Source organism: Paenibacillus sp. JNU01 (assembly GCF_059130585.1).
Genome location: NZ_CP169723.1, coordinates 1,821,784 through 1,845,159, shown reverse-complemented (window position 1 = coordinate 1,845,159; position 23,376 = coordinate 1,821,784). Strand labels below are relative to the sequence as shown.

25 protein-coding genes and 3 tRNA genes are annotated in these 23,376 nt (G+C 45.4%); 23 read left to right on the top strand and 5 right to left on the bottom strand.

The genetic code is table 11. The features are described 5' to 3' along the window. Positions 1-20 precede the first annotated feature (20 nt). The 10 genes from NLBNIHML_RS07980 to NLBNIHML_RS07935 all read left to right on the top strand — a co-directional run bounded on the left by NLBNIHML_RS07980 (position 21) and on the right by NLBNIHML_RS07935 (position 6,337). Positions 21-1,472 carry an ABC transporter substrate-binding protein gene (locus tag NLBNIHML_RS07980; RefSeq protein ID WP_494354132.1) on the top strand — a complete coding sequence of 484 codons (1,452 nt, stop codon included), beginning with the start codon at positions 21-23 and terminating at the stop codon, positions 1,470-1,472. Between the two features lie 108 nt (positions 1,473-1,580). Further along, positions 1,581-1,772, top strand: a complete 192-nt coding sequence (locus NLBNIHML_RS07975) for a hypothetical protein (RefSeq protein ID WP_047843730.1) — start codon at positions 1,581-1,583, stop codon at positions 1,770-1,772. A gap of 71 nt (positions 1,773-1,843) precedes the next feature. Then, positions 1,844-1,917: transfer RNA gene (locus NLBNIHML_RS07970), tRNA-Met, on the top strand. 56 nt (positions 1,918-1,973) lie between these two features. Further along, positions 1,974-2,047: transfer RNA gene (locus tag NLBNIHML_RS07965), tRNA-Ile, on the top strand. A gap of 184 nt (positions 2,048-2,231) precedes the next feature. Next, positions 2,232-2,657, top strand: coding sequence for a hypothetical protein (locus tag NLBNIHML_RS07960; RefSeq protein WP_339235847.1), 426 nt, complete (start codon positions 2,232-2,234; stop codon positions 2,655-2,657). Between the two features lie 235 nt (positions 2,658-2,892). Then, complete coding sequence (locus tag NLBNIHML_RS07955; protein ID WP_494354131.1) at positions 2,893-4,449, top strand: tetratricopeptide repeat protein; 1,557 nt, start codon at positions 2,893-2,895, stop codon at positions 4,447-4,449. A gap of 138 nt (positions 4,450-4,587) precedes the next feature. Further along, positions 4,588-4,767 carry a hypothetical protein gene (locus tag NLBNIHML_RS07950; protein WP_339235841.1) on the top strand — a complete coding sequence of 60 codons (180 nt, stop codon included), beginning with the start codon at positions 4,588-4,590 and terminating at the stop codon, positions 4,765-4,767. A 170-nt stretch (positions 4,768-4,937) separates the two neighbouring features. Next, a complete protein-coding gene (locus NLBNIHML_RS07945) occupies positions 4,938-5,612 on the top strand; it encodes a hypothetical protein (RefSeq protein ID WP_494354130.1) in 675 nt (224 codons plus the stop codon). A gap of 116 nt (positions 5,613-5,728) precedes the next feature. After that, positions 5,729-5,848: a YjcZ family sporulation protein gene (locus NLBNIHML_RS07940; protein WP_253439256.1), complete on the top strand. Its 120-nt coding sequence runs from the start codon at positions 5,729-5,731 to the stop codon at positions 5,846-5,848. Positions 5,849-6,007: 159 nt separating this feature from the next. Next, positions 6,008-6,337, top strand: coding sequence for a DUF1904 family protein (locus NLBNIHML_RS07935; protein WP_339235837.1), 330 nt, complete (start codon positions 6,008-6,010; stop codon positions 6,335-6,337). A gap of 39 nt (positions 6,338-6,376) precedes the next feature. On the opposite strand, the gene NLBNIHML_RS07930 is transcribed toward NLBNIHML_RS07935, so the two are convergent. Next, positions 6,377-7,600, bottom strand: a complete 1,224-nt coding sequence (locus NLBNIHML_RS07930; RefSeq protein ID WP_494354129.1) for an MFS transporter — start codon at positions 7,598-7,600, stop codon at positions 6,377-6,379. Between the two features lie 144 nt (positions 7,601-7,744). Then, on the bottom strand, positions 7,745-7,909 hold the full coding sequence (locus NLBNIHML_RS07925) for a DUF6199 family natural product biosynthesis protein (RefSeq protein ID WP_494354681.1): 165 nt from the start codon (positions 7,907-7,909) through the stop codon (positions 7,745-7,747). A gap of 335 nt (positions 7,910-8,244) precedes the next feature. Here NLBNIHML_RS07925 and NLBNIHML_RS07920 point away from each other — a divergent pair, with 335 nt between their 5' ends. Then, entirely contained in the window at positions 8,245-9,393 is a 1,149-nt protein-coding gene (locus NLBNIHML_RS07920) for a sensor histidine kinase (RefSeq protein WP_339235832.1), read from the top strand. Positions 9,394-9,501: 108 nt separating this feature from the next. Continuing rightward, positions 9,502-9,984 carry a NucA/NucB deoxyribonuclease domain-containing protein gene (locus NLBNIHML_RS07915; protein ID WP_494354128.1) on the top strand — a complete coding sequence of 161 codons (483 nt, stop codon included), beginning with the start codon at positions 9,502-9,504 and terminating at the stop codon, positions 9,982-9,984. 116 nt (positions 9,985-10,100) lie between these two features. Here NLBNIHML_RS07915 and NLBNIHML_RS07910 read toward each other — a convergent pair whose 3' ends face one another. After that, on the bottom strand, positions 10,101-10,325 hold the full coding sequence (locus NLBNIHML_RS07910; protein ID WP_339235828.1) for a hypothetical protein: 225 nt from the start codon (positions 10,323-10,325) through the stop codon (positions 10,101-10,103). A 207-nt stretch (positions 10,326-10,532) separates the two neighbouring features. Between NLBNIHML_RS07910 and NLBNIHML_RS07905 the strand changes: the two genes are divergently transcribed. The 3 genes from NLBNIHML_RS07905 to NLBNIHML_RS07895 all read left to right on the top strand — a co-directional run bounded on the left by NLBNIHML_RS07905 (position 10,533) and on the right by NLBNIHML_RS07895 (position 14,791). Continuing rightward, positions 10,533-10,982, top strand: a complete 450-nt coding sequence (locus NLBNIHML_RS07905; RefSeq protein ID WP_339235826.1) for a hypothetical protein — start codon at positions 10,533-10,535, stop codon at positions 10,980-10,982. Positions 10,983-11,408: 426 nt separating this feature from the next. Beyond that, positions 11,409-11,494, top strand: a tRNA-Leu gene (locus tag NLBNIHML_RS07900). Between the two features lie 375 nt (positions 11,495-11,869). Then, positions 11,870-14,791 (top strand): insulinase family protein, encoded by a 2,922-nt coding sequence (locus NLBNIHML_RS07895; protein WP_494354127.1) that lies wholly within the window; start codon positions 11,870-11,872, stop codon positions 14,789-14,791. 157 nt (positions 14,792-14,948) lie between these two features. Here NLBNIHML_RS07895 and NLBNIHML_RS07890 read toward each other — a convergent pair whose 3' ends face one another. Then, positions 14,949-15,656, bottom strand: a complete 708-nt coding sequence (locus NLBNIHML_RS07890) for a helix-turn-helix domain-containing protein (RefSeq protein ID WP_017687366.1) — start codon at positions 15,654-15,656, stop codon at positions 14,949-14,951. 249 nt (positions 15,657-15,905) lie between these two features. On the opposite strand from NLBNIHML_RS07890, the gene NLBNIHML_RS07885 reads away from it, so the two are divergent. From NLBNIHML_RS07885 to NLBNIHML_RS07865, 5 genes are all read left to right on the top strand, one after another. Continuing rightward, the gene (locus tag NLBNIHML_RS07885; protein WP_494354126.1) at positions 15,906-17,126 is read left to right on the top strand and encodes a MalY/PatB family protein; all 1,221 of its coding nucleotides are present in this window, start codon (positions 15,906-15,908) and stop codon (positions 17,124-17,126) included. Positions 17,127-17,380: 254 nt separating this feature from the next. Further along, positions 17,381-18,049: a uracil-DNA glycosylase gene (gene ung / locus NLBNIHML_RS07880; protein WP_339235817.1), complete on the top strand. Its 669-nt coding sequence runs from the start codon at positions 17,381-17,383 to the stop codon at positions 18,047-18,049. Between the two features lie 19 nt (positions 18,050-18,068). After that, positions 18,069-18,488 (top strand): hypothetical protein, encoded by a 420-nt coding sequence (locus NLBNIHML_RS07875; RefSeq protein WP_315937091.1) that lies wholly within the window; start codon positions 18,069-18,071, stop codon positions 18,486-18,488. Positions 18,489-18,720: 232 nt separating this feature from the next. Beyond that, a complete protein-coding gene (locus tag NLBNIHML_RS07870) occupies positions 18,721-19,305 on the top strand; it encodes an LOG family protein (RefSeq protein WP_339256375.1) in 585 nt (194 codons plus the stop codon). Positions 19,306-19,424: 119 nt separating this feature from the next. Further along, entirely contained in the window at positions 19,425-19,553 is a 129-nt protein-coding gene (locus NLBNIHML_RS07865; protein WP_255319930.1) for a hypothetical protein, read from the top strand. A gap of 217 nt (positions 19,554-19,770) precedes the next feature. Here NLBNIHML_RS07865 and NLBNIHML_RS07860 read toward each other — a convergent pair whose 3' ends face one another. Next, on the bottom strand, positions 19,771-20,037 hold the full coding sequence (locus NLBNIHML_RS07860) for a hypothetical protein (protein WP_091014158.1): 267 nt from the start codon (positions 20,035-20,037) through the stop codon (positions 19,771-19,773). A gap of 231 nt (positions 20,038-20,268) precedes the next feature. On the opposite strand from NLBNIHML_RS07860, the gene NLBNIHML_RS07855 reads away from it, so the two are divergent. The 3 genes from NLBNIHML_RS07855 (at position 20,269) to NLBNIHML_RS07845 (ending at position 23,369) form a co-directional block, all read left to right on the top strand. Then, a complete protein-coding gene (locus tag NLBNIHML_RS07855) occupies positions 20,269-21,006 on the top strand; it encodes a glycerophosphodiester phosphodiesterase (protein ID WP_494354125.1) in 738 nt (245 codons plus the stop codon). A gap of 273 nt (positions 21,007-21,279) precedes the next feature. Further along, positions 21,280-22,335: a FecCD family ABC transporter permease gene (locus tag NLBNIHML_RS07850; RefSeq protein WP_339235807.1), complete on the top strand. Its 1,056-nt coding sequence runs from the start codon at positions 21,280-21,282 to the stop codon at positions 22,333-22,335. 2 nt (positions 22,336-22,337) lie between these two features. Next, entirely contained in the window at positions 22,338-23,369 is a 1,032-nt protein-coding gene (locus NLBNIHML_RS07845) for a FecCD family ABC transporter permease (RefSeq protein WP_339235805.1), read from the top strand. The last annotated feature ends 7 nt before the right edge of the window (positions 23,370-23,376 follow it).

Below are 23,376 nucleotides of genomic sequence, written 5' to 3'. Positions count from 1 at the left end.
TAATGAGGGGGAATTGGGAGATGAAGAACAGGTTGTGGGGAAAACGTGTGCTGGCTGTCATGGCTACTGCGACGCTTGCATTGCCGCTGATTGCAGGATGTACGGCAAGTGAGGCCAAGGATACAGAGCAACGTGTATTACGTGTGGCTACTATGTGGGGAGGACAAGACGACAGTTATTTCCGTCAACAATTTACCGATGCTTTTGAGTTGACCCATCCCAATGTAACCATTGAGATTGTAGCTGCCGTTGATCAGAGCAGCATGTATGGGTATGGCAACACCGAAGAACAGCAGGAAGTTCCGGATACGATGGAAAGTCTGAAGAAGATAATGACTGGCGATAATCCGGTTGACGTCATCGTGGCAGATACCTCTACAGTCAAATCATTAATTCAGGAGAATCTGGTGAAACAGCTGGATCCATTAATGCAAGAAGACAAGTTTGATACGACAGACATTGTTCCTAGTGTGCTGGAGGGTATCAAAGATCTGGGGGATCAGAGCATTTATGCATTGACACCAACGTTCTCCTCTTCCGCTTTGTTCTATAACAAGGGCATGTTTGAAAAAGCAGGCGTGGAACCGCCAACGGACAATATGACTTGGGACGATATCTTCAATCTGGGTACCCGACTTACAAAAGGCGAGGGTAAAGATCACGTATTTGGTTTCACCTTCACGACATATCAGGGTGGTTCGCCTTACTACTCCATGCAGCAGTACTATAGCGCGTTGCAACTGAAGACGTTCGATGACAAAGCAGAGAAGATGACCGTAAATTCTCCTCAATGGGAGAAAGTGTGGAGTACCATCAGCAAACTTGCCATTGACAAAGTCATCCCTAAAGGAGACGAACCGCAGGATCAGAATCCGAGCGGACGTTATGATCCAATACAGGGTGACCTGTTCCTGAGCGGCAAGGCAGCCATGGCTATTGGCGATTACAGCTATATTAATCAATTAATTGATGCCAATAAAAATGCAGATAAAATGAAAGACTTTACGAAAGTGGATTGGGATGTAGTTACACCTCCAGTTCACCCGGAAGCTCCTGAAATTGGAGGTAGCATCTACCTGAGCAATCTCATGGCGATCAATAGTGCGGCTCAGAACCCGGATGATGCGTGGGAACTGATCAAGTACATGAACAGTGAAGATTGGGCTAAAATTAAGGCGCGTAGCAGCTATGAGATGGTGTCCCGTAAGAGCTTCATCAAGCCAAAAGATGGCTTGGATTACAACATACAAGCTTTCTATTCTTTGAAGCCGATTCCGCCAACGAATACCAACCTGGATAAAATGTATCAAAAATCCCCAGGTCTATGGCAAGTGAACGAAAAAGGCATGGAATATTTCAATCAGGTTCTCGAGAACAAAAAGACACCAAAAGAAGCACTTGGTGAGTGGGCAGCTAAAGGAAACGAGATGCTGGAAAAATTGAAAAAGGATCCTAAAGCCACGTTTCAATGAGAAATGAGAGTTGATTGAGTAGTTTTATTATAAGGATAGCCGCTGAAGATTTTAATCTTGGGCGGCTATTTTTATGAAAATGGGGTATTCTACAAAAAGCAGGAATAAATGACGACTCCGGAAAGGACGAGCGGTATGCACTGGGTATATTTCAGCAAGTTGTATGCAACCAAATTTCAGGCAGGATGTCTGGCCAAGCGTATGGAACAGGATGGATGGATATATGGTCATAATGAACCGGCGGAAGTGGAAGTTTATCGATCACGCAAGGGTCGTTACGGTGTGCGATTTATTCCCTGACATTACCCCTTGACTTATAGGGTAACAATAGTGTATATTAACTAAGTCGCTGTTTTAATATTTCTTACTGACGCGGGGTGGAGCAGCCCGGTAGCTCGTCGGGCTCATAACCCGAAGGCCGCAGGTTCAAATCCTGCCCCCGCAATTTAGTTTCACTTGGATGATTTACAGCCATCATCTGCACGTTATACATTATGTCTAGGGCCCTTAGCTCAGTTGGTTAGAGCGGTCGGCTCATAACCGATTGGTCACAGGTTCGAGTCCTGTAGGGCCCATACTCTTGAAACCCTTGCCTAGCAAGGGTTTTTTTCTGTCTGCAATCAGCTGCTAGAGCAAATGCGTAACTTTGTTGTTGGTATCTTTCTAATATGCCCTTTTTTGTGAAAGTCAATGTATGTCCATGCCATATCTCAAATCTCGCATATACTACCTTATCCCAACCCATAGGAGGTAGATTTCATGAGTCAATTTATTGATGCAAGAACTTCGCAGAATGCGAGCTTGGCGAACTCGATCGCAATACCAATCCTTGTTATTAACACGCCACAATTATTTGGCCAGATCGGTCTAATCACAGGAGGCAGTATTGGAGCTAACCCGCGGGTGCAATTTACGGGAACGGTATCTGTGCAACTGCCACTGGCACTCGTGGGTATAACGATTACGATTGTCAGAGGAACTTTGTCAACAGACCCAGTTATATATTCGGCAACTTCAACTTTCAATTTAAGTGTATTGGCACCTCAGGTAATTACGTTCTCGGCAAGTGACTTCGATCCGCCAGTAACCCCTCAATTGACGTACACGGCATTTATCAGCTCCAACTTGCTTGGTACGATCCGTGTAGGACCTGAAAACTTTGAGGGAGCTTTGTATTCGGACTAATGTTACCATCCTTGCTTTAAAAATAAATTAATAGTCTTCTTAATGAAAAGACTCACAGACCTGCCCTCAAAAGCAGGTTTTTTTCGTGTTTAAGAGGGGAAACTGATCTTCATCGAGTAGGCAGGGTTCTATGATATAATGCATGTACAGAGATTGATTGGCATTGAAAATAAGTAGTGTCTAGAACATCCGAGAATTTTATGAAATTAGTGATAGAAAGCAGGTTTCCATTTTAATGACGTCAAATGAAAGTCAACGTTTTCGTTACAGTGAAGCTCCGGTCTGGGATTGGCAGAGAGCCTATTATGAACAGAAGGGCTTGCAAGCTTGGACAGAGAATCAAGTCCCACAATATATTACCAGTAATCCGATGATTGCCACGGCGTATGCAGAGATGATTTTTGGATTTCTTCAGGATCTCGCGAACAAGGGACAGATCACCGAGACCGTCACCATTCTGGAACTTGGGGCAGGAGTCGGGCGTTTGGCGCATCAAATTCTCTTGAAGCTGCTGGAACTCAAACAATTTGCGGGAATACAGTTACCACCTTTCAGATATGTAATGACCGATCTTGTAGCGGAGAATGTGCTCGGTTGGCAAGAGCATCCATCCATGCAATCCTTTATTCAACAAGGCATAGTGGATTTTGCACGTTTTGACGCTGTAAAGGATACAGAATTAAATCTGGTCGTCGCAGGCACGGTTATACGGCCCGGTGATCTGAAACAACCGTTGTTGCTGATTGCCAATTACTTTTTTGACAGCATTCCGCAGGAACTAATCTATATTGGGTCTGGCGAGATATATGAGTGTGATCTGCTCGTTCAGTCTCCTGATCGTCGTCATGATCTGGATCCCGCTGAGATGTTGAAGAACATGACACTCAGTTATGAGTATCGCCGGGCGCCTGAATACAGTGCAGATAACTATCCATACAAGAGCCTTATCACATTGTACAAAGAGGAGCTGGAGGACTCGCACATCCTTTTTCCCGCAATTGGCTTGTCCTGTCTTGAACGGTTAAACAAGTTGTCGCAGTCAGGTTATGTGTTGATTACTGCTGATAAAGGGGATCATCGTCTGGATAACTGGAAGTTCGCAGAGCCACCTGAATTCGTTCTTCATGGAAGTTTTTCTTTGACAGCCAACTACCATGCGATTCAATATGTTTTGGAACAACAGGGAGCACATACTCGATTCACAACACATCATTATAAAGATCTGAATGTCGGGTGCATGTTGATGGTGGATGAACCAATCAGTTTCGTGAACACACGTCTGGCCTATCATCGATTTGTGGAACGTTTCGGACCGGATGACTTTTTTAGCATGAAACAATGGGTAGACTCTCAAATAGAGACTATGGAGTTGAAACATATATTGCCGTTCTGGCGTTTGGGTGGATATGACGCTGAGTTCTTAATCCATAGTGCGACGCACATCTCCAGTCTTCTTCCTGATGCAAGTGATGAGGAAATGCTCGATATTCAGTCAGGTATTCATACGATGTGGTCGTCCTATTATGTGATGGAACAGCAAGGGGGGCTTGCATTTCTGGCAGGGCAGCTATTATATGAAATGTATATGTATGAGGATGCGAAACGGTTTCTGGAGATATCATTGGTTGCAGATCCAAGTAACCATAATCCAGCCGTCTTGTACGACTTGGCCGTGTGCTGTTATGAACTTGAACTGGAAGAAGAAACACTTTCCTATACCCATCAAGTGCTCGCTCTGGAACCGGAACATGAAGAGGCGGCAGCGTTGCTCCAGAGTTTTGAGTTAATCTGAACGGAGCATTGTAGTCTTGTCTCCTATATGTATAGAAATAGGGATGGTTGTATATAAAATTGAAACCTAATTGGGTTGTAATCGTATTAATGGGATATTCAACCAATTAACTATTTCAACAGAAAAGGAGACAAAAGTATGAAAAAAGCCTTATCCGTTGCATTATATCCATTAATGTGGATTGTGGGTGCGTTTAGCGTGCTGTCTGTTAATGCGAATAGTGCCGCAGGCAGCGCCCTCTTTGTGAAAGACATCGGTACAGATCGAAGCTATGATGGGCAGGCTATATATGATAGTATTGAACGTAGAAATGCCTAACTACATAGCACTGAACTGTAAAGGTAATTGGTTTATCGAACAATAACATGAGAATCAATTACTCTTGAAGCAAATACGATGCGCATGAATACTGCTCGTACAACCTTTAAGCCGGTTTCGTACCTTATTCAGGTATGAACCGGTTTTTATTATTGAACGGGGGATACCGAATGAAAATTATCATTGGACAACCCAGGCTGGAACAGCATCTGCTGCAGCTTGAAGCCGAACTTAAGCAACACCCAGATGCGGATATAATATTCTATCCTGAAGGTTATCTCAACCAGAATGTCGAAGACGCTTGCCGCTTGGCGGCTGAATACGGAACCATGATTGTATCAGGTCATCGCAGGTTGCAAGAACGTCCGAAGGACCGATCGATCATCATCAGTAAAGCTGGAGAGATTGTATTGGAGAAAGCTAAATATACACCTGCTGAGACGATCGTGGAACAGGGGTGGAAAATAAGCACGTTGTTGTGTGATGAGCTTGTCCTGCAAGGATTTTCCAACGAGAGTATAGGAAATGTGTATATTGTGATGCATTCCATTGGTGTGGGGATGTTCAGTGAAGAGCAGTACAGTGAGTGGGTTGAAGAGGCGAGTAAGATCGCCATGCAGCAGCATTGTATTGTCATGGGGACAAGCCATGCGGATGGTTCCTACCGCGACAGCGAGATCTCCATTCCAATTTCCTATTGTATAACACCTGATGGCGAGGTTGCTCTGGCATCCCGAAGTGATACACGTACTCGTACAATCCTTCTAGACAGAGGAATTACGGAGCCTTCATCTAAGGAATCAGAAGAAAAACAATTGAAAATCTCCATCGCCCCATCCAGTTAAAATAAAGGGTATGAATCCAAGATGAATGGGCTGTTGAACTTGCCGATTCGCCCGGTCACTTGCACAGAATACGCATATGTTATGGCATACCTTGAAATTCAAAGGAGGCCAATCAAATGAGTCAAGTTGGATACGGTTGTGGCAATGTTGGTGGATTCGGTGGATGGACTTCTACAAGTGCGATTCTCGTGCTTTTCATCCTGCTCGTGATCATCACAAAATCTTTCTGGCTGTAAGTCACGTATAGTAACGTGCAAAGAGTGGCTCCGCTGAGACTTCAGCGGGGCTTTTCCTATAAATAAGAAACAACATATGTCATCGATGACATTTGACAACTGAAAACAATGTGCTTAAAATCACATAAGAGACTATTAACAGAGATTGAAGGGATAGCAATGCCGTTTATTCGCTTTAAAGGATTTACAGGTCCTCAACTAGAGGAAGTTGTACCGCAAATTACAGAGCAGATGGCCCTTATTACTCATATTCCACGGGAGAGAATGAAGGCAGAGCGTCATGATGTACAAGCGCTAACACCTTCTCCGGCTTCTATAGAGATTTTGATGTTTCAACGTGATCAGGAGGTTCATAACCGGATTGCATCGTCGTTGCAGGCTATTCTGGAGGAAGCGTACATGCCGGATGTACATATTTTCTTCAACATATTGTCACCCACCTTGTACTATAAACAAGGCAAGCCGCTGACAGATTATCGATTGGATTGAGATTGTATGGGACGAGCAGAGGATGCTCGTCTTTTTGATTTACATATTTTTCGTATGTTTAGCAATGGGCTGGCTCCTGTGAACCGTGCCGAGTAATAATGAGCATATTGCAGACGCGAGAAATAAGGCTCCACCAATGAGGTACACCCATTGAACGCCCAGCTGATCAGCGGCTAGACCAAAGATGACTATGGACACACTCGTAACCGTGGAGATCAGGACGCCATGTGTGGCGTATCCCTGGGTTAGAGATTCGACAGGTACACTGTTCTGAAGCGCTGTCTGCTGAGCCAGATTACGAATCTGATGAACTGGACCCATGATAATGCATAACACCAGAGCGAGCCATGGCAGGTTGTTTATACCATAAACGATGGTCAGCATGCTCAAGAGAAGAGAACCCATGGTCATGCTAGCGATTAAATGCTTCCGAATCCGTTTGGCCAGTGCAAGAGCCAGCATACCTCCAAGCATGGTTCCAACAGCGTAACTCGAGTTCATAAGTCCCCACCAGCCTTCTCCTCGTGCCAGAACTTCTTTTGCAAAGGCCAGCGTTATAGCTCCAATCCAGATCGAACCCGCAAGTGCCTGGGCAATGTCCATAAGCGTGATCAGTCGTAATGTTGGATTCTTCCGGAGCATACTCCAGCCTTCCCTCCATTCGTGACGCGGTACATCAGATTCCTGGGATTGTTCTATACCGCGTGTGAGCGAGCCAAGGGTAATTAGGAAAATTAGAACGGCCCAGGACAGGCTTGTAGCTGCCCAGAAAGTCTGTGACGCCCCCCAGTTCATCACGGCGAATCCCGTCATGGCGTAACCGACAATGGTTACAGTCTGGTTGGAGAAAGTGAGGAGGCTATTGGCTTTTGCAAGATCTTCTCCCTGAACCAATTGTGGTGTCAAAGCATTCAGTAACAGGGATTCCCATCCATTCAAAAAGGATAGTACGGCCATGCCGATCAATAGAAGCGGTAGCTGTGAAATTAAGTGACTCAATGAAATGGCTACACAGGTCATGATGAATGTTTTGGCTATGGAAATGCGGATCAATAGTTTGGAGAATGGGAAATGGTTCACAAGTAATGGCAAAGTGAAACCTGCTGTTATATGTGTAATGATCTGAATTAGTGGAAACATTGCAGCATAGAGTACCGATCCAGTGTGACTGTAAATCAACGTAGTAATGACCATGATATATATGACATTAATAAGCGAGAGCAGCGTTTTGGCGGCCCAATACGGATAAAATGCGATGTTCATGCCAGTGATGTCCTTTCCGAAACGATATATCTATATTACGGGCATTGTCATCATTACACCACAAACAAATTTATCATTTTCCCGTCATTTCAGCACAAAAAAAGAAACTGCCCAACAGGGCAGTCATCTTCTAATGGTTAACGTTCATGCCATAGTGAGTGTGAAGGCGATAAGTAACATCAGCAGGCTGGTCGTTCTTACCATCGTCATATAAGGCCTGCTGGGTTCGGCCTCACCGCGGAAAATCCAGCCATAGCGCAGATACCATCCGAATTTTGGGAAACAGAAATTGATGATACAGAGTACCATGAATATAAAAAAGAGGGTTCTCATACCCATCTTCCTTTCTTACTTACATAACAATCTCATCTTAACGTTTACGTCTGGTAAAAAAGACTACGATCAAAATAATAATGATGATGATTAACAGAAATTTCATGCGTATTCCTCCTGATGACAGATAGGTTAATGTCGAATGTTAGTTATCAACTATTACCCATAAACCACACGACTTGAATAACTGTGTTACAATTAAAATATATTGTTCCAATATCAACACATACCATTTGGTTAGTTGTATCTCCATATAATGTACGAATACAGACTATATAAACATTAACGTGTGTGAGATGAAGGAGGAAGGCATGAGCCAACATAATCAACTCCCATTACAGTGGGAATTTATCATCTCGAAAGTGAAATCCTCCGTGACCGTGGTCGATGCTACCTTGCCTGAGCTTCCGCTCATGTATGTAAACGAACACTTTACCCGGCTGACAGGATACACGTATGAAGAGTCTGTAGGACAGAATTGCCGATTCTTGCAAGGACAGGACACAGACCCCGAAACAGTAATGCAGATTCGTGATGCATTAAAGAAACAACAGTCCATTAAGATTGATATCTTAAATTATACAAAAAGTGGCCAGAAGTTCTGGAACGAACTGAATATTGATCCGATCTTTAATGAATCTGGAGAGTGTTTATATTTTGTAGGCATTCAATATGATATCTCAGAACGGAAGTATGCCGAACAACAGTTAAAATTCGCAACTTCCATGGCTGAGATGAACAGCAGAGGGCAATTGGAATTCATCGGAAAGCTGAATCACGAGCTTCGTACCCCGCTCAACGGCATTATGGGAATGATCGAACTTGCCAGTATGGGTGAAATTACGGATGAGCAGAGAGAATATCTGGAGCTTGCACGTCAATCGAGTGAGGCGTTGCTTAACATCGTTAACAATAGCCTGGATATGGCGAAACTGGGCAGAGGCAAAATGGATGTCGAAAACATTGAGTTTCAACCGTTGAAGCTGATTCAACAGATTGTAAAGACACATGAGCCTGCAGCGCGGAATAAACACATACGTTTGCTCTGTCATGCTGATCTGAATGTTCCCGATGTGCTTATCGGTGACCCGCTAAGACTTCGGCAGGTACTGGATAATTTGCTGAGTAATGCGATCAAGTTCACGGAACAAGGTGAAGTGCAGTTACAGGTGGATGTGAGGAAACAAATCATGGATACCATAGTTTTGGTATTCTCTGTGCGTGATACGGGAATTGGCATTCCTCAGCATCAGATTGAACAATTGTTTGATGCATTTACCCAGACGGACATCTCCCATGCGCGTCGATTTGGCGGAAGTGGGCTGGGGCTGACCATCTGCAAAGAACTGCTGGAACTGATGAATGGCCAGATTACAGTAGAGAGTACCGAGGGAATAGGTACACAGTTTGAGGTGACACTGCCTTTACTGCGCCAACAGGCCATTCCCAATGTAGGATAATCAAACAAGCAGGACAGCCGGGTGGTCTCGGCTGTTTTTTTATTTGTTTTATTGTTTTGCGAACGGGCGTTCTGTTATAATGCTAATGTTGAATGGGGGAGACACAGCATGAGTAAGAGACGCACTGGACGAAAACGAAAAGGTAAACAAGGCTTCAAAAAGCAGTTACTGACACTGGTAGCGATGCTGCTGGTAGCCCTCTACGCCTGGGCGGGGGGAGAATGGCCGGAGGAGATACCTAATCCATTCGGAGGGGTTAATAAGAGTGTAGACCATACCATTACGTTTCCTTCTGAGCGCTATCCCGAAACAGCCAATCATATTAAAGCTGCCATTAAGGCAGGGCATTCGGATGTATGCACCATTGATCGTAGTGGAGCTGAGGCCAATCGGGATCTATCACTCAAGGGTGTTCCGGTCAAAAAAGGTAAGGATCGTGACGAGTGGCCTATGGCGATGTGCGCTGAGGGTGGCACAGGTGCAGATATCCAATACATTACCCCGAAGGATAATCGTGGTGCAGGTTCATGGGTAGGGAATCAGTTAAGTACATATCCGGATGGAACGCGAGTGAAGTTTGTAGTGAAGTAACAAAAAGAGAAAAACCAGACGTGCATGCGTCTGGTTTTTTGGTATGATGTGCTGGCATAAATAGATTTAATTAACGTATCTATACGGGAACTGAGTTTCTAGGATTACAGATCCGACTATACGAGTTGCATTCCACTTAAATGATGAGACCGGATGCTTAACAGACGTGTAACATGTTCAACCTCATCAAACGGTATCCACAGACTTCCGTGAACGGTACGTAAGGAGAGAATGGATGTATCAGCGGTTCGCTCGGGATAACCGGTTACCGTCTGACCGCTTGTATTACGAACCGTGATCTGTTGTTTGCGCCGGATGGCAATTTCTACCTCTTTTTTCATAAGTCATTGCTCCTGATTATGAGATGTTAAATCCATATGTCAATGTTTTCAATGGTTAATTTGTCTTCTTTATCTAGTCTATCAGAACTAGGTATAGATTTCCAGAAGAGAAATAAGTAATCTCATAGGTGATTTGTCTTAGCTGTGGATTATCCGTTTTTGAATGGTCATTACGGGGTTATATTAGGGTAAAAGGAGGGGAACGGAATGACACAATTGATTATTGGGCTGGCCCGTACCGAGAACGAGGCTATAATTATGCTGAATAAGGCTAAAGAGCAAGGTATTAAGGATAAATATCTGGGAGCCGTGGCGAAGGAACAGCTTAATCTCGAGCTGGTGAGCGAGAAGACGGGGCTGCCCAAGCCATTAAAAGGTGCAGGAACGGATGGTGCCTTTGGCGCGCTAAAAGGGATATTGGCTGGTCTGGGGAAACGGATGGATCAGACGATGTCGATCGGAAAAGCAGTACGCAGGCTCGCTGGTAATGAGATTGGGAGTGAGACCGATGATTTGGTGCTTACACTGACTGAAGCGGGGATCTCGGAAGAAGACGCACGGTATTATGAAGATTGGCTGTTAAAGGACCATATCTTGGTTATTGTGGAGTGCAGTGAGGAAGAGGCGGCCCGTGTTCGACCGATTTTACTTTTTTAGTTTAATTTAAGGCTGATTTTAGGTTTCTTTAATGTTGGGGAGGTATTCTTATCTCACACCTCCCTTAATATAGATTGGTTTACCGGAAGTCCGGGACCGCAACTCGGACTTTCTAGGCACTGTGAGCTGACGCTTACAGTGCCTGTTTCATTTTTTATAAGTTGAACTAAAGATTATTTACACTGACACTACGATGACAGAATTACCTTCTAATCGCTGTTATCCCCAGATTTTTTCGATTCCCTTTTGAAAGGGGAAATCCGGTGATAAAGGCGAACGCTTCGCTTTTTCAGTTTTTTCTGTCCTCTCCGTTATCGTGTAAACCCTTAGTTAAACTTATATAGTTAGATTATTTTATAAAAAGGTGTTGCAAAGTTAATTAGTTCATGGTAAGATATTTCTTGTCGCCAAGAAATACATAATCCTGCCGGGGTGGCGGAATTGGCAGACGCACAGGACTTAAAATCCTGCGGTAGGTGACTACCGTACCGGTTCGATCCCGGTCCTCGGCATCTTAAAAAGAAAGCTCGCATGACGCTTGTTAACCAAGCTGCATGCGAGCTTTTTTTTTGTGTTCTTTAATATGAATGTGATATCATAGCTGACCACTTCACCATGCAGTTCATAAACATAAACACTGCATAATACATATCAGAAGGTACATTTATCTGACTTTTATGAAGAGACGGAACAATGGTGTATACTATCCATAGGCATATATTACCTTTACCTTGCTGAACGATATAAGTTCAACTACACATTTACACGGTAACGGAGAGGACGGAAGGTTGTTCTGTCATCGGAGTGCCTGTGTAAATAACCATAGTTGAACTTATGTAGAGTCACAAAACCAATAAAACAATCTTATGGACGGAGGACTCAAGTTTATGTTGAAACAGCTTAAGCCATACAAGGTGTTACAGGAGCGCAGAATTGAAGAACTGAAATCGGATGCGTATCTGTTGGAGCACCAGAAATCCGGAGCCAAAATCGTACTTTTGTCCAATCAGGACGATAACAAAGTATTCAGTATCGGTTTCCGCACACCCCCGGAAGATGATACAGGGGTAGCCCATATCCTCGAACACTCCGTGCTCTGTGGGTCCAAGAAATTTCCGGCCAAGGATTCTTTTGTTGAGTTGCTGAAAGGTTCATTGAATACATTCCTTAACGCCATGACGTATCCCGATAAGACGATCTACCCGATCGCGAGTCGTAATGATCATGACTTCCATAATCTGATGGATATTTATCTGGACGCGGTATTGAATACAAATATTTATGAGAATGAAAAGATATTTTTGCAAGAGGGCTGGAACTATAACCTGACCTCGGCCGATGATGAGTTAACTTACAACGGAGTTGTATATAACGAGATGAAGGGTGCCTTTTCTTCACCGGAACGTATGGTGCGCAGAGAAGTGCTGAACTCCCTTTTCCCGGATACTACATATTCCTCCGAGTCTGGCGGATTCCCGGAAGCGATTCTGGATTTAACTTATCAGGGGCTGCTGGATTTCCACACGAGATACTATCATCCTTCCAACAGTTACATCTATCTCTACGGGGATATGGATATGGAAGAGAAGTTGCAATGGCTTGATGAGAACTATCTGAGTGCATATGATCGAATCGAGATTGATTCGGCCATTCAACTTCAACCTGCCTTTGCAGAACGGGTAGACACAGTTAAGACTTACTCTGCGGGAAGTACGGAATCCGAAGTGGATAACAGCTTTTTGACCTATAATGCGGTGATTGGCACAAGTCTGGACAAGGAACTGAACATTTCGTTCCAGATTTTGTTATACGCCTTGCTGAACGCCCCGGGAGCGGTATTGAAACAGGCTTTGCTGGATAAAGGAATTGCCAAGGACGTCTATGGTTCGTATGATGACAGCCTGTATCAGCCTGTGTTCACGGTGGGACTGAAGAAGAGCAATCTGGAGAGCAAAGAGGATTTCCTGGGAACGGTCCAAGAAGTGCTTGAGCGTGTGGTGAAAGAAGGCTTCGATCCTAAGGCGCTCCTTGCAGGCATTAACTCGTATGAGTTCAATCACAGAGAAGCAGACTATGGCAGAATGCCGAAGGGCCTGATCTACGGATTCTCCTCCCTGCAAAGCTGGCTGTACGATGAAGAGGCACCTTTCACCCATCTGGAGGCCAATGACGTATTTGCTGAGCTGCGGACAAAAATGAACGAAGGTTACTTTGAGCAACTAATTGAGAAGTATTTATTGCAAAACACACATACTTCCTTCGTAGCCCTGACACCGGACAAAGGGTTGAATTCACGTAAAGAAGAAGCGCTGAAAGCACGTCTGAAAACCATTCAGGCCGGACTTAGCGAGGAAGAAGTTCAGACACTGATTCAGAAAACGGAAGCACTCGCCGAATATCAGAATACACCTTCAACCAAAGAGCAGCAGCAGGTTATTCCGACGTTATCGATTGAAGATATTGATCCCAAAGCTTCTACGTTGCATCAAACGGTGAATCAGGTCGACGGCACAACCATTCTGCATCATAACCTCTACACGAACGGGATTGGTTATCTGAGACTGCTGTTCGATATCAAAGAAGTGCCACGTCATCTGCTGCCGTATGCAGGATTGCTGAAAAATGTACTGGGTTACGTGGATACTCAAAACTACTCCTTCAATGAACTGTCCAATGAGATTCATATCCATTCGGGCGGTATTCATAGCGGGATTGGATCGTATGCCAACGCGCATAAGCACAATGAATTCAAGGCTACCTATGAGTTCAACGCAAAAGTGTTGTATGACAAGCTTGGATTTGCCTTTGACATGATCCAGGAAATTGTCTTCACATCCCGATTCAATAATTCGAAGCGGTTATATGAGATCATCTCTCAGATGAAAGGTAATCTGCAACGTAATCTGATCAACAGCGGACATTCTGCGGGAATTGGACGGTCTTCGTCCAAACATTCAGCGGTTGCGGATTTCAGAGAAGCGGTAAGTGGCATTGCCTTTTACCAGTGGTTGGAGGATCTTCAGGCGAACTTTGAGGCTAGAAAAGAAGAGTTATCTTCCAGCCTGCAAGAGTTGACGGGATATATTTTCAGACCGGAGAACTTGCTTGTTAGTTACACTGCAGATGAGCAGGGATATGAAGGACTGGAGCAACAGGTATCCGATCTGAAAGCGAAGCTGTTCACACATGAGGTTGGCAAGGAAGAGTTTACGTTCCTACCTGCTACTCATAAGGAAGGATTCCGTTCCCCGTCAGAGGTGCAGTACGTGGTGCAAACGGGCAATTATATCGACAAAGGATATCAATACACGGGTTCGTTACGGGTCTTACAGGGCATCCTGTCCTTGGATTACTTGTGGACCAATATCCGCGCCAAAGGCGGAGCTTATGGCTGTATGTCAGGCTTCAGACGGAACGGAGACAGCTACGTTGCATCGTATCGTGATCCGAACCTCGCTAAAACGTACAAAGTATATGAAGAGATACCGCAATATTTAACCGATTTCCGGGCAGACGAGCGGGAAATGACACGTTATATTATTGGTGCGATCCAGGATCTGGATACGCCGAGAACCCCTTATGGCGAAGGGGCATTCTCTCTGGAGTGTTATCTGTCGAATGTGACTGAAGCGGATCTGCAACAGGAGCGGGACGAAGTATTAAGCACGAAGGAAAGCGACATTATCGGTTTTGCTGCGCTCTTATCGGCCATTCTTGAACAGCAACAGCGCTGCGTGATCGGTAATGAGAACAAGATTGAGGAACAGAAGCAAATGTTTGACGAAACGTTGGATTTAATCAAAAACTAAACGTTAGTCTCGCTTATCCCCGAACCAATAGGCATCAAAGCGAAAGGCACTTTTATGAGCTGGTTTCAACAGCTTATAGAAGTGCCTTTTTTAATGAGGAGGAATGTGGAGCAACTGTCGCCGACCCATAATGAGAATGGGTGACGCGCTGCGTTGTTCAAGTGACAGCGAGCATGTTGTATATTTTTAAAGTCCGCAGATCTTCCTTTGAGATTTTTAATTCATTATACAACTCCTGATTCTCAGGCAGCGGGGTTCTGGAGAATAACATTTTGAGCGCGATCGGCATGAAAGGTCTGAAGGAGACACCAGCCATCAGTCCCCACTTTTTTTCCGATTCCTGAAAAGATGCCAGAATATTAATATATAGATTCTCCAGCGGCGTGGCCTGATTTTTCAAAATTAGCGTGGTGAGTGTATCATAATGCTCGGTGTGGCCCCAGTACATATTCTCGCATTCTTGATAGTTCTCAAAATCCTTCACATTCATATACATCACGGTGCGATAACGGTTGGCATCCGATTGAGCCATCATGTCAATGACGCAACGAATGAGACTGTTGTTACGCCCGTCATAGAAGTAGGAATAGAAACGGGTGGAGTTCTTGAAAAAGCTGGACGGAACCGCATTCATCAAGGGAGAAGCGTGTCTTGGCTCTTGGTACAAGAGTTGCTCCACCTGAATGTTGAGCGCGTTCGCAATATGATGTAACGTCACCAGATCAAGTGTAATATCTCCGCTCTCATATTTGGACAGGGTGCCCTTGCTCTTAAAGATCTGATCCGCCAGCTGTTGGATGGTCAGTCCCCGCCACTTCCGAAAGTTTCGTATTTTCTTGCCAACTTCCTGATTGATATTGTTCATAACCGGTTCTCCTTAGGCAATGTTTCTTGAGAGTACGTGAAAATGATGAAAGTCATTCATAAAAATGATGTTATATGAGAAATATATCACTTTCTCGACGAAAAACCTATTCTGAGGAAACAATAAACTTTATTTGTTTCGTTAGGATAGATTGTATTGCATTTGATGCAATTTCTACGTCATGGAATAATAGATCTCATACGACATGAACCGACAATGAAAAGTTGAGCAGACAGAGGAGCAGAAGCTATGAAATATGACTTTGATGAGATTATAGATCGCACAGGAACAAATGCCATGAATACGGATGGATTCCGTCAATATATTTTTAACGCTTCAGAAGATATGACATTTCCATTTAAGGACGAAGATTTCATTCGCATGTGGATTGCAGATATGGAGTTCGCCACACCTCCCGAGATTCTGGATGCAGTGAAGGAACGTTTGGACCGCAGAATTATGGGTTACTCCCAGGTGTTTGATCCGGCATACTATGAAGCTGTCTCGAATTGGATGAAACGGTACTATGACTGGTCCTTCCCGAAGGAGCATTTGGAGACCTCAAACGGGATCATCCCCGCTTTGTATGAACTGGTGGAGTATATCTGTCAATCGGATGAGAAAGTACTGATTGTTACCCCGTCTTATGGTTTCTTCAAGTCAGCTGCGGAGCATAATGATCTTGAACTGGTATGTTCAGATATGCACAATGAGCAGGGGCGTTACTCGATTGATTTTGAGGATTTTGAAGCCAAGGCCAAGGATGAGAAGGTAAGGGTATGTATTTTCTGCAACCCCCATAATCCGTCTGGACGCGTCTGGACAACGGAAGAGTTACAACGTGTGGGTGAGATCTGTCTGAGGAACAATGTATGGATTATTTCGGATGAAATTCACTGTGATCTGCTGCGGACTGGCAAAAGACATACGCCACTTGCGAAGCTGTTCCCGGATACGGATCGAATCATTACATGCATGTCTCCGAGCAAAACATTTAACATGGCTGGTCTGATGTTCTCCAACGTCATCATTCCGAATAAGGCACTTCGAGACATCTGGCAGGCACGCCATTATGGTTTCAAAAACCCACTGAGCATTGCTGCTACGCAAGCGGCTTACGAAACGGGTGATGAATGGCTGAAACAGTTAAAAAGTTATCTCGACGCCAATTTCACCTGCGTGGAAGAGTATGTGAAGCAGCATCTGCCACAGGCTGTCTTTCACATCCCGGAAGCCACATATCTGGCCTGGATTGATATCTCGGCATATGCTCCCCAAAATGTAAGTTTACCGTTATTCTTCGCAGAGCAAGCGGGTGTATTGCTCGAAGATGGTCACATGTTTGTAGCGAATGGTGAGGGCTGTATTCGGTTGAATCTGGCTTGTCCGCGTTCTGTCCTTCAGGAAGGATTACGGAGAATAAGTAGTGTGCTTGTAAAAGAAGTTGAAGAGGTGCCCGTTCAAGTGTAACGTCATCAAGTCATCCGAAAAAGTCATCTTGCAACAACGAGGTGACTTTTTCGGATGATTATACTGAACGCAGCAAGAACAAGGTTTAATTTGAGGTGAACGTATACCCTGATGCACGATTCTGGTCTGCTGTCCCCGGTTATGTTAAAATGGTGGATAGTCTATGAGTTGCATGACATGCGGCTCTCAGAAGGAAGAGCCCGGTAGTTGGGCTGCACGTAATTGCATTCATCAGGGGAAAGGAGCCTATACATATGTTTGGAAACGATTGGGACAAGGTGCTACAGGAAGAGACGGAAGCCGAATATTTTAACAAAATTCGTTATACCCTCGCCGCCGAGTACAAGACGCAGACGGTCTTTCCGCCGAAAGAAGACTTGTTCTCCGCACTGAAGCTGACGCCATATCATCAGGTTAAGGCCGTTATTATTGGTCAGGACCCTTATCACGGTGCGGGTCAGGCTCATGGATTAAGCTTTTCGGTTAGACCGGGGGTACGAGTACCTCCTTCTCTGAAAAATATATACAAGGAACTTCAGGCCGATCTGGGCCTGCCAATTCCGAATCACGGATCTCTGGTCCACTGGGCTCAGCAGGGGGTTCTGTTATTAAATGCTGTTCTCACGGTCCGTGAAGGTCAGCCGAACTCGCATCAGGCATTGGGCTGGCAGACGTTTACGGATGCTGTCATTCGCGCGCTGAATGAACGTTCAGAGCCAATGGTCTTTATGCTGTGGGGCAGTCATGCCCAGAAGAAAGGTGCATTTATTAACAGGGACAAACACCTGGTACTGGAGTCTACACATCCCAGTCCACTGGCTGCGCATCGCGGATTCCTCGGCAGTCGTCCCTTTTCCAAAGCCAATGAATTCTTGACCTCCAAAGGTATTGAACCGATCGATTGGAAGATACCTGAAAACTAGACAGATGGAGGTGAGAACATTGCGACATTGGATAGGACGAAAAGTAGCGGTATATCGTGCAACAGGCATACGGGAGCCATTGAAGGGAACGCTGGTCGAGTGGGATGAAGAAGCGGAATGTGTGCGGATCGGACCGAAACGAATTAAGGTGTCGTTTGACAATATCGCAATGATCAGACCTCTTCCCGAAGAGAGTCTTCCCTTAAAGAAAGCACGTTCTGAAGTGCACAAGGTTGGATATGTGATGAAAAAGGCGATTCAGTTCGAAAATGCAATCTATTTCAAGTCACAGGTTATGATCTGGCGCCGGGCCAAAATTGTAGCGTTATGCACGACGATTCTGCGTCATGACGAGGATCAGGTTGAACTTGCAGATGGTCGGGTTCTTCGTAAAGACAAGCATATGTTTGTCGTACGTTCACGCCGTGGCATACGTTAGATATACGAAGATTTAATACTCATTTCATGCAAAAATCATACGGATTTAATGTTTGTTCTGTATATTAGGTAGTAACAACCCCTTCTAAATTGATGTGTACTGAAATGGGAGCCCGGCCGGCTGCAAACGGTCGGGTATTTTTTTGTCCATGGGTTCTGTCAACCTGTTGTACATACCCATAACATTCATGTTGTATACTATTAAGATAGATCACGAGAAGGAGTGAAATCCATTGAAACGTATAGCTGTTTTTGCAGGCTCCAATCCGGGAAATCACCCCGATTATACAGAGAAGGCTGTTCAACTGGGCAAACAGATTGCCAATAGTGGGTATGCGCTGGTTTATGGTGGTTCTTGCATGGGTCTGATGGGTGCAGTAGCCGATGCTGCTCTTGAGCAAGGGGGAGAAGTAATCGGGGTTATGCCTACGGGATTATTCCGGGGTGAGGTTGTTCATGGAGGGCTCACACAACTGATTGAAGTGGGAACCATGCATGAACGCAAGGCTACGATGGCTGAATTATCCGATGGCTTCATTGCGCTTCCCGGAGGTATGGGTACATTTGAAGAACTATTCGAGGTACTGTGCTGGGCACAGATCGGCATTCATCGTAAGCCTGTTGGCTTATTGAATGTCAACGGATATTATGGACCGCTGATGAAGATGGTAGAACATAGTGTACAGGAGGGATTCTCTAACACCTCGCATCTCAGTCTGTGGAGTCTGGAATCGGATCCGGCTGAACTGATCAAGCAAATGTCATCCTATATTCCTGCAGAGTTGACTCAGAAGTGGTCACAACTTAACGGGAAATGAGTGCATAAGAAGAATGCCTGTACCCAATCATTCCTCGGGAGAATTTTCGATCTGCCCAAGCAAGTTGCGCTATCGGACATAGTCTATAGTGTACTTTGATGAAGAGGGGAGTGTCACTGATGAGCGAACTCAAAGGTACAGGTTACGGGTATTGCGGAGGCTTCGGTGGTGGAGCATGGACATCGACAGGTGCAATTCTTGTATTGTTCATTCTGTTGGTTATTATCTCACGCACATTCATTCTGTAATTCGGTCAGTATCCCGGGACGGGAATGACGTTGCAGAGGCAGCGCCCGAATAAAAATGACCTTTCCATAGAGACGCCGGTATATGCCGGCGTTTCAGGGGAACGGTTTTTTGACATTTCCAGAATACGTTGAGTAATTGAAAAAGCAAAAACCTGCCCCTGAATAAGTTCAGAAGCAGGAGAAAGCCTCCTGAGCCAATAGCTGCGCAACAAGCAGTCTACACTACCACAGCAGTTTGATCCGGAACACTTAACGATTTCCAGGCGATATATAGCCCGATGGCAGCTGCAATTAAGGATAGTATTGCTGCAACAATAGCCAGCTGATCCAGTGTGCTTGATGAAGTGGAGTTAAAAGAACGCTGATTAGCCGTCTTGCCGGATTTGTTTTTGATATGGACAGATGATCTGGAAAGCCTGGAAGCCGACTGTAACTGGGATGTGTGAGCACGCGTAGGTATCGATTTTTTCTTTGAGGGATTCAATAGTCAACCTCCTTATAGCGGAGTTCGGTGCTTCCATCGTTCATACTATGTTATGTCGATTTTCAGATTGAGTTCGCAAAAATGAGTGAATCCCCAGCCCGTTAGATAATCAACTTGGCCGCTAGTGTTAGCGAAGCAGGCAACCCATTATACGCTCCGTTAATACAGGTCTAACAAACTGTGTTTATAGTGATGATCATAGAGTGAAGCTTGAACACAGGAGGCGCTGGAATGAGGAACGTGGAGATAATTGCCCATCGCGGTGCATCTGCCGTATGCCCGGAGAACACGATGAGTGCTTTTGAACGGAGTCTGGAGCTTGGAGCAACAGGGATTGAAACTGATGTGCAGATGACGAGTGATGGCAGACTGGTACTGATTCATGATGAGACGTTAAGCCGAACAGGCGGCGCAGAAGGCTGGGTTAAGGATACAACTTACGATCAATTGCGCACCCGGGATGCCGGATCCTGGTTCCATGCCGTTTTTGCCGGGGAGCGTATTCCTTCGCTGGAGGAGTTATTCAAGCTCGTACAGGGGAAAGGAACGCTGCTTAATCTGGAATTGAAAAATGGTATTGTGAGTTATAAGGGGATGGAAGAGAAGGTTATACAGGCGATCCGGGACTGGAATCTGGAGCAACAGGTCGTGCTGTCCAGTTTCAATCATGCTTCGCTCGTGAGATGTAAACGTCTTGCCCCGGAGATCCGTACAGCACTTCTATATATGGAAAAGTTGTACCGTCCCTATGATTATGCAGCCAAACTCGAAGCTTCCGGCCTTCATCCCTACAAGCTGGCAGTCACACAACAAGATGTTTCTGCTGCACTGGCCCATGGCATTGTTACCTATCCATTTACAGTGAATGATCCTGCCGAGATGCAGGCCATGATTGACATGGGTGTGCAAGGAATTATTACCGATGCTCCGGATGTCCTGGCCTCCTTAATTAAGGTACCAGCCCGTTAAACGAGCCTGTTTTTTTATCTGTTCTACATATGTAATGACAAGGCTGTGTTCGAGCTTTTTGGCTCCTGCATGGCCTTTTTGCGTGTAAAATTGTGTGCAAATCTTCATATATGCATTAAACATGTCCTATTTGTCCATTGCCAGAGCCTATAGATTCACTTACAATGGTCTATGGGAATGAGAATCAATATCATTAAAGTTTGGTATTTATAGAGAGGTGATTGTTATGTACATAGGTTTGAAGAGCTCCACTCATAACGAGGGTGGGCGCGTATGAGTTCACAAGCTTCACCAGAAAAACATAATCCGGATTCACCCACAGCGAAGATTCACACTCGTCCGTGGGCAGCCACACTTATTCTTACAGGGGGAATTTTGCTACTCGCTCTGGGTATGGCGTTGTCCATTTCTTTTGGCGCTGCTGATATTAAGCTTAGTGTAGTCTGGAAGGCCATCTTTGATTTCAATCCGGAGTTGACCCCTCACCAGATCATATGGGAGATTCGGTTACCACGTATTCTTGGAGGAGCCATGGTGGGTGCATGTTTCGCTGTGGCTGGTGCAATCATGCAGGGCATGACTCGTAACCCGCTGGCCGATTCAGGTCTGCTTGGGCTAAATGCGGGAGCTGGATTTGCGCTTGCAGTTTGTTTTGCTTTCTTCCCAGGCTTGCCATTTATGTACATCATCATGTATTCCTTCCTTGGGGCAGGGCTTGGTGTCCTGTTGGTGTATGGTTTTGGTGCAGCTTCCAAATCGGGTCTAACACCACTACGCCTTGTGCTTGCAGGTGCAGCAGTATCAGCGATGTTGTCGGCACTCAGTGAAGGGATTGCATTGTATTTCAGAATTGGACAAGATCTGGCATTCTGGACAGCCGGTGGTGTAGCCGGAACGAAATGGTCTCAACTTGAAATCATGTTCCCATGGGTACTCGCGGCACTAATCGCAGGTCTTCTCATCTCCCGTTCTATTACTCTGCTTAGTCTCGGAGAAGATATTGCGGTGGGCTTGGGGCAACGTACGGGGCTGATCAAGCTCATAGGTCTGATTGTTGTACTGATTCTTGCGGGTACGGCTGTGTCGGTGGTGGGTGCGGTTGGTTTTGTAGGACTTATTATTCCCCATCTTACGCGGAAGCTGGTTGGAGTCGATTATCGCTGGATTATCCCATGTTCCGCTGTAATGGGTAGTTTGCTGCTCGTATTTGCGGATCTGGCTGCACGTATGATTAACCCGCCGTACGAGACACCAATTGGCGCATTGGTTGCCCTCATCGGGGTACCATTCTTCCTATATCTGGCACGTAAAGAAAGGAGGACTCTGTAAAGATGGAATCCTCAACAATAGTTGGAGCAGAGCGCAAGAAGAGAACCAAAAGTACGATTGTTCTCATTGTACTTGCCCTATTAATTATTACGGCTTTTGTAGTGAGCATGAATACGGGTTTTACCAAGCTGTCGCCGCTTGAAGTGATGCGTACCCTGTTTGGTGGAGGCACGGCGAAACAGGAATTGATCCTGTTTGAATTCCGTTTGCCACGTATTGTGATTTCGGTGTTGGTCGGAGCAGGACTTGCGTTATCAGGTAGTATTTTGCAGGGGGTATCTCGGAATGCGCTGGCAGATCCAGGGATCCTCGGGATTAATGCAGGTGCGGGTCTGGTCGTTATGTTATTTGTTTCCTTTTTCCCGACAACGACAGCAGCGCCGGTATTTCTTTTGCCTATTCTGGCCCTGATCGGTTCCGGTTTTGCTGCATTTCTGATCTACGTTCTCTCTTACAAAAAAGGAGAGGGCATCCTGCCTACGCGTATGTTGCTTACGGGAATCGGGGTAGCGGCGGGAATCAGTTCTGCCATGATCGTGCTTACCTTACGGCTTAGTCCGGAAAAGTATCAATTTGTAGCAACCTGGATGGCAGGCAGCATCTGGGGTTCGAACTGGAAGTTTGTAACGGCTCTACTACCGTTTCTTATCATTCTTGTACCGCTTGTTCTGTATAAGGCACGTGTATTGAATGTGCTGAATCTGGGTGACCAGACTGCCAGCGGACTCGGGACCCCGGTTGAGCGTGAGCGACTTATTTTGCTTGCCGCTGCTGTAGGACTTGCCGGCTCATGTGTATCTGTGAGTGGGGGAATCGGTTTTGTGGGGCTGATCGGGCCGCATTTGGCGCGTCGTCTGGTGGGTCCAAAACATCAATTCCTGTTACCTGCATCGGCCCTGATCGGTTCATTGCTCGTACTGGTTGCAGATACCCTGGGTCGTGTCATCCTGCAGCCTTCTGAGATTCCTGCGGGTATCCTGGTTGCCATTATTGGTGCGCCATACTTCCTGTATCTCTTAAGCAAGACGAAATAGAACGTAA

Bases quoted from the DNA above. Each gene is read 5' to 3' on its own strand.
- NLBNIHML_RS07950 (WP_339235841.1), top strand. From the start codon at position 4,588: ATGAAAAAAGCCTTATCCGTTGCATTATATCCATTAATGTGGATTGTG.
- NLBNIHML_RS07940 (WP_253439256.1), top strand. From the start codon at position 5,729: ATGAGTCAAGTTGGATACGGTTGTGGCAATGTTGGTGGATTCGGTGGA.
- NLBNIHML_RS07865 (WP_255319930.1), top strand. From the start codon at position 19,425: ATGAGCGAACTCAAAGGTACAGGTTACGGGTATTGCGGAGGCTTCGGT.
- NLBNIHML_RS07925 (WP_494354681.1), bottom strand. From the start codon at position 7,909: ATGGTACTCTGTATCATCAATTTCTGTTTCCCAAAATTCGGATGGTAT.
- ung (WP_339235817.1), top strand. From the start codon at position 17,381: ATGTTTGGAAACGATTGGGACAAGGTGCTACAGGAAGAGACGGAAGCC.
- NLBNIHML_RS07885 (WP_494354126.1), top strand. From the start codon at position 15,906: ATGAAATATGACTTTGATGAGATTATAGATCGCACAGGAACAAATGCC.
- NLBNIHML_RS07910 (WP_339235828.1), bottom strand. From the start codon at position 10,325: ATGAAAAAAGAGGTAGAAATTGCCATCCGGCGCAAACAACAGATCACG.
- NLBNIHML_RS07935 (WP_339235837.1), top strand. From the start codon at position 6,008: ATGCCGTTTATTCGCTTTAAAGGATTTACAGGTCCTCAACTAGAGGAA.
- NLBNIHML_RS07955 (WP_494354131.1), top strand. From the start codon at position 2,893: ATGACGTCAAATGAAAGTCAACGTTTTCGTTACAGTGAAGCTCCGGTC.
- NLBNIHML_RS07915 (WP_494354128.1), top strand. From the start codon at position 9,502: ATGAGTAAGAGACGCACTGGACGAAAACGAAAAGGTAAACAAGGCTTC.
- NLBNIHML_RS07945 (WP_494354130.1), top strand. From the start codon at position 4,938: ATGAAAATTATCATTGGACAACCCAGGCTGGAACAGCATCTGCTGCAG.
- NLBNIHML_RS07905 (WP_339235826.1), top strand. From the start codon at position 10,533: ATGACACAATTGATTATTGGGCTGGCCCGTACCGAGAACGAGGCTATA.
- NLBNIHML_RS07960 (WP_339235847.1), top strand. From the start codon at position 2,232: ATGAGTCAATTTATTGATGCAAGAACTTCGCAGAATGCGAGCTTGGCG.
- NLBNIHML_RS07850 (WP_339235807.1), top strand. From the start codon at position 21,280: ATGAGTTCACAAGCTTCACCAGAAAAACATAATCCGGATTCACCCACA.
- NLBNIHML_RS07975 (WP_047843730.1), top strand. From the start codon at position 1,581: ATGACGACTCCGGAAAGGACGAGCGGTATGCACTGGGTATATTTCAGC.
- NLBNIHML_RS07845 (WP_339235805.1), top strand. From the start codon at position 22,338: ATGGAATCCTCAACAATAGTTGGAGCAGAGCGCAAGAAGAGAACCAAA.
- NLBNIHML_RS07890 (WP_017687366.1), bottom strand. From the start codon at position 15,656: ATGAACAATATCAATCAGGAAGTTGGCAAGAAAATACGAAACTTTCGG.
- NLBNIHML_RS07920 (WP_339235832.1), top strand. From the start codon at position 8,245: ATGAGCCAACATAATCAACTCCCATTACAGTGGGAATTTATCATCTCG.
- NLBNIHML_RS07855 (WP_494354125.1), top strand. From the start codon at position 20,269: ATGAGGAACGTGGAGATAATTGCCCATCGCGGTGCATCTGCCGTATGC.
- NLBNIHML_RS07980 (WP_494354132.1), top strand. From the start codon at position 21: ATGAAGAACAGGTTGTGGGGAAAACGTGTGCTGGCTGTCATGGCTACT.
- NLBNIHML_RS07895 (WP_494354127.1), top strand. From the start codon at position 11,870: ATGTTGAAACAGCTTAAGCCATACAAGGTGTTACAGGAGCGCAGAATT.
- NLBNIHML_RS07930 (WP_494354129.1), bottom strand. From the start codon at position 7,600: ATGAACATCGCATTTTATCCGTATTGGGCCGCCAAAACGCTGCTCTCG.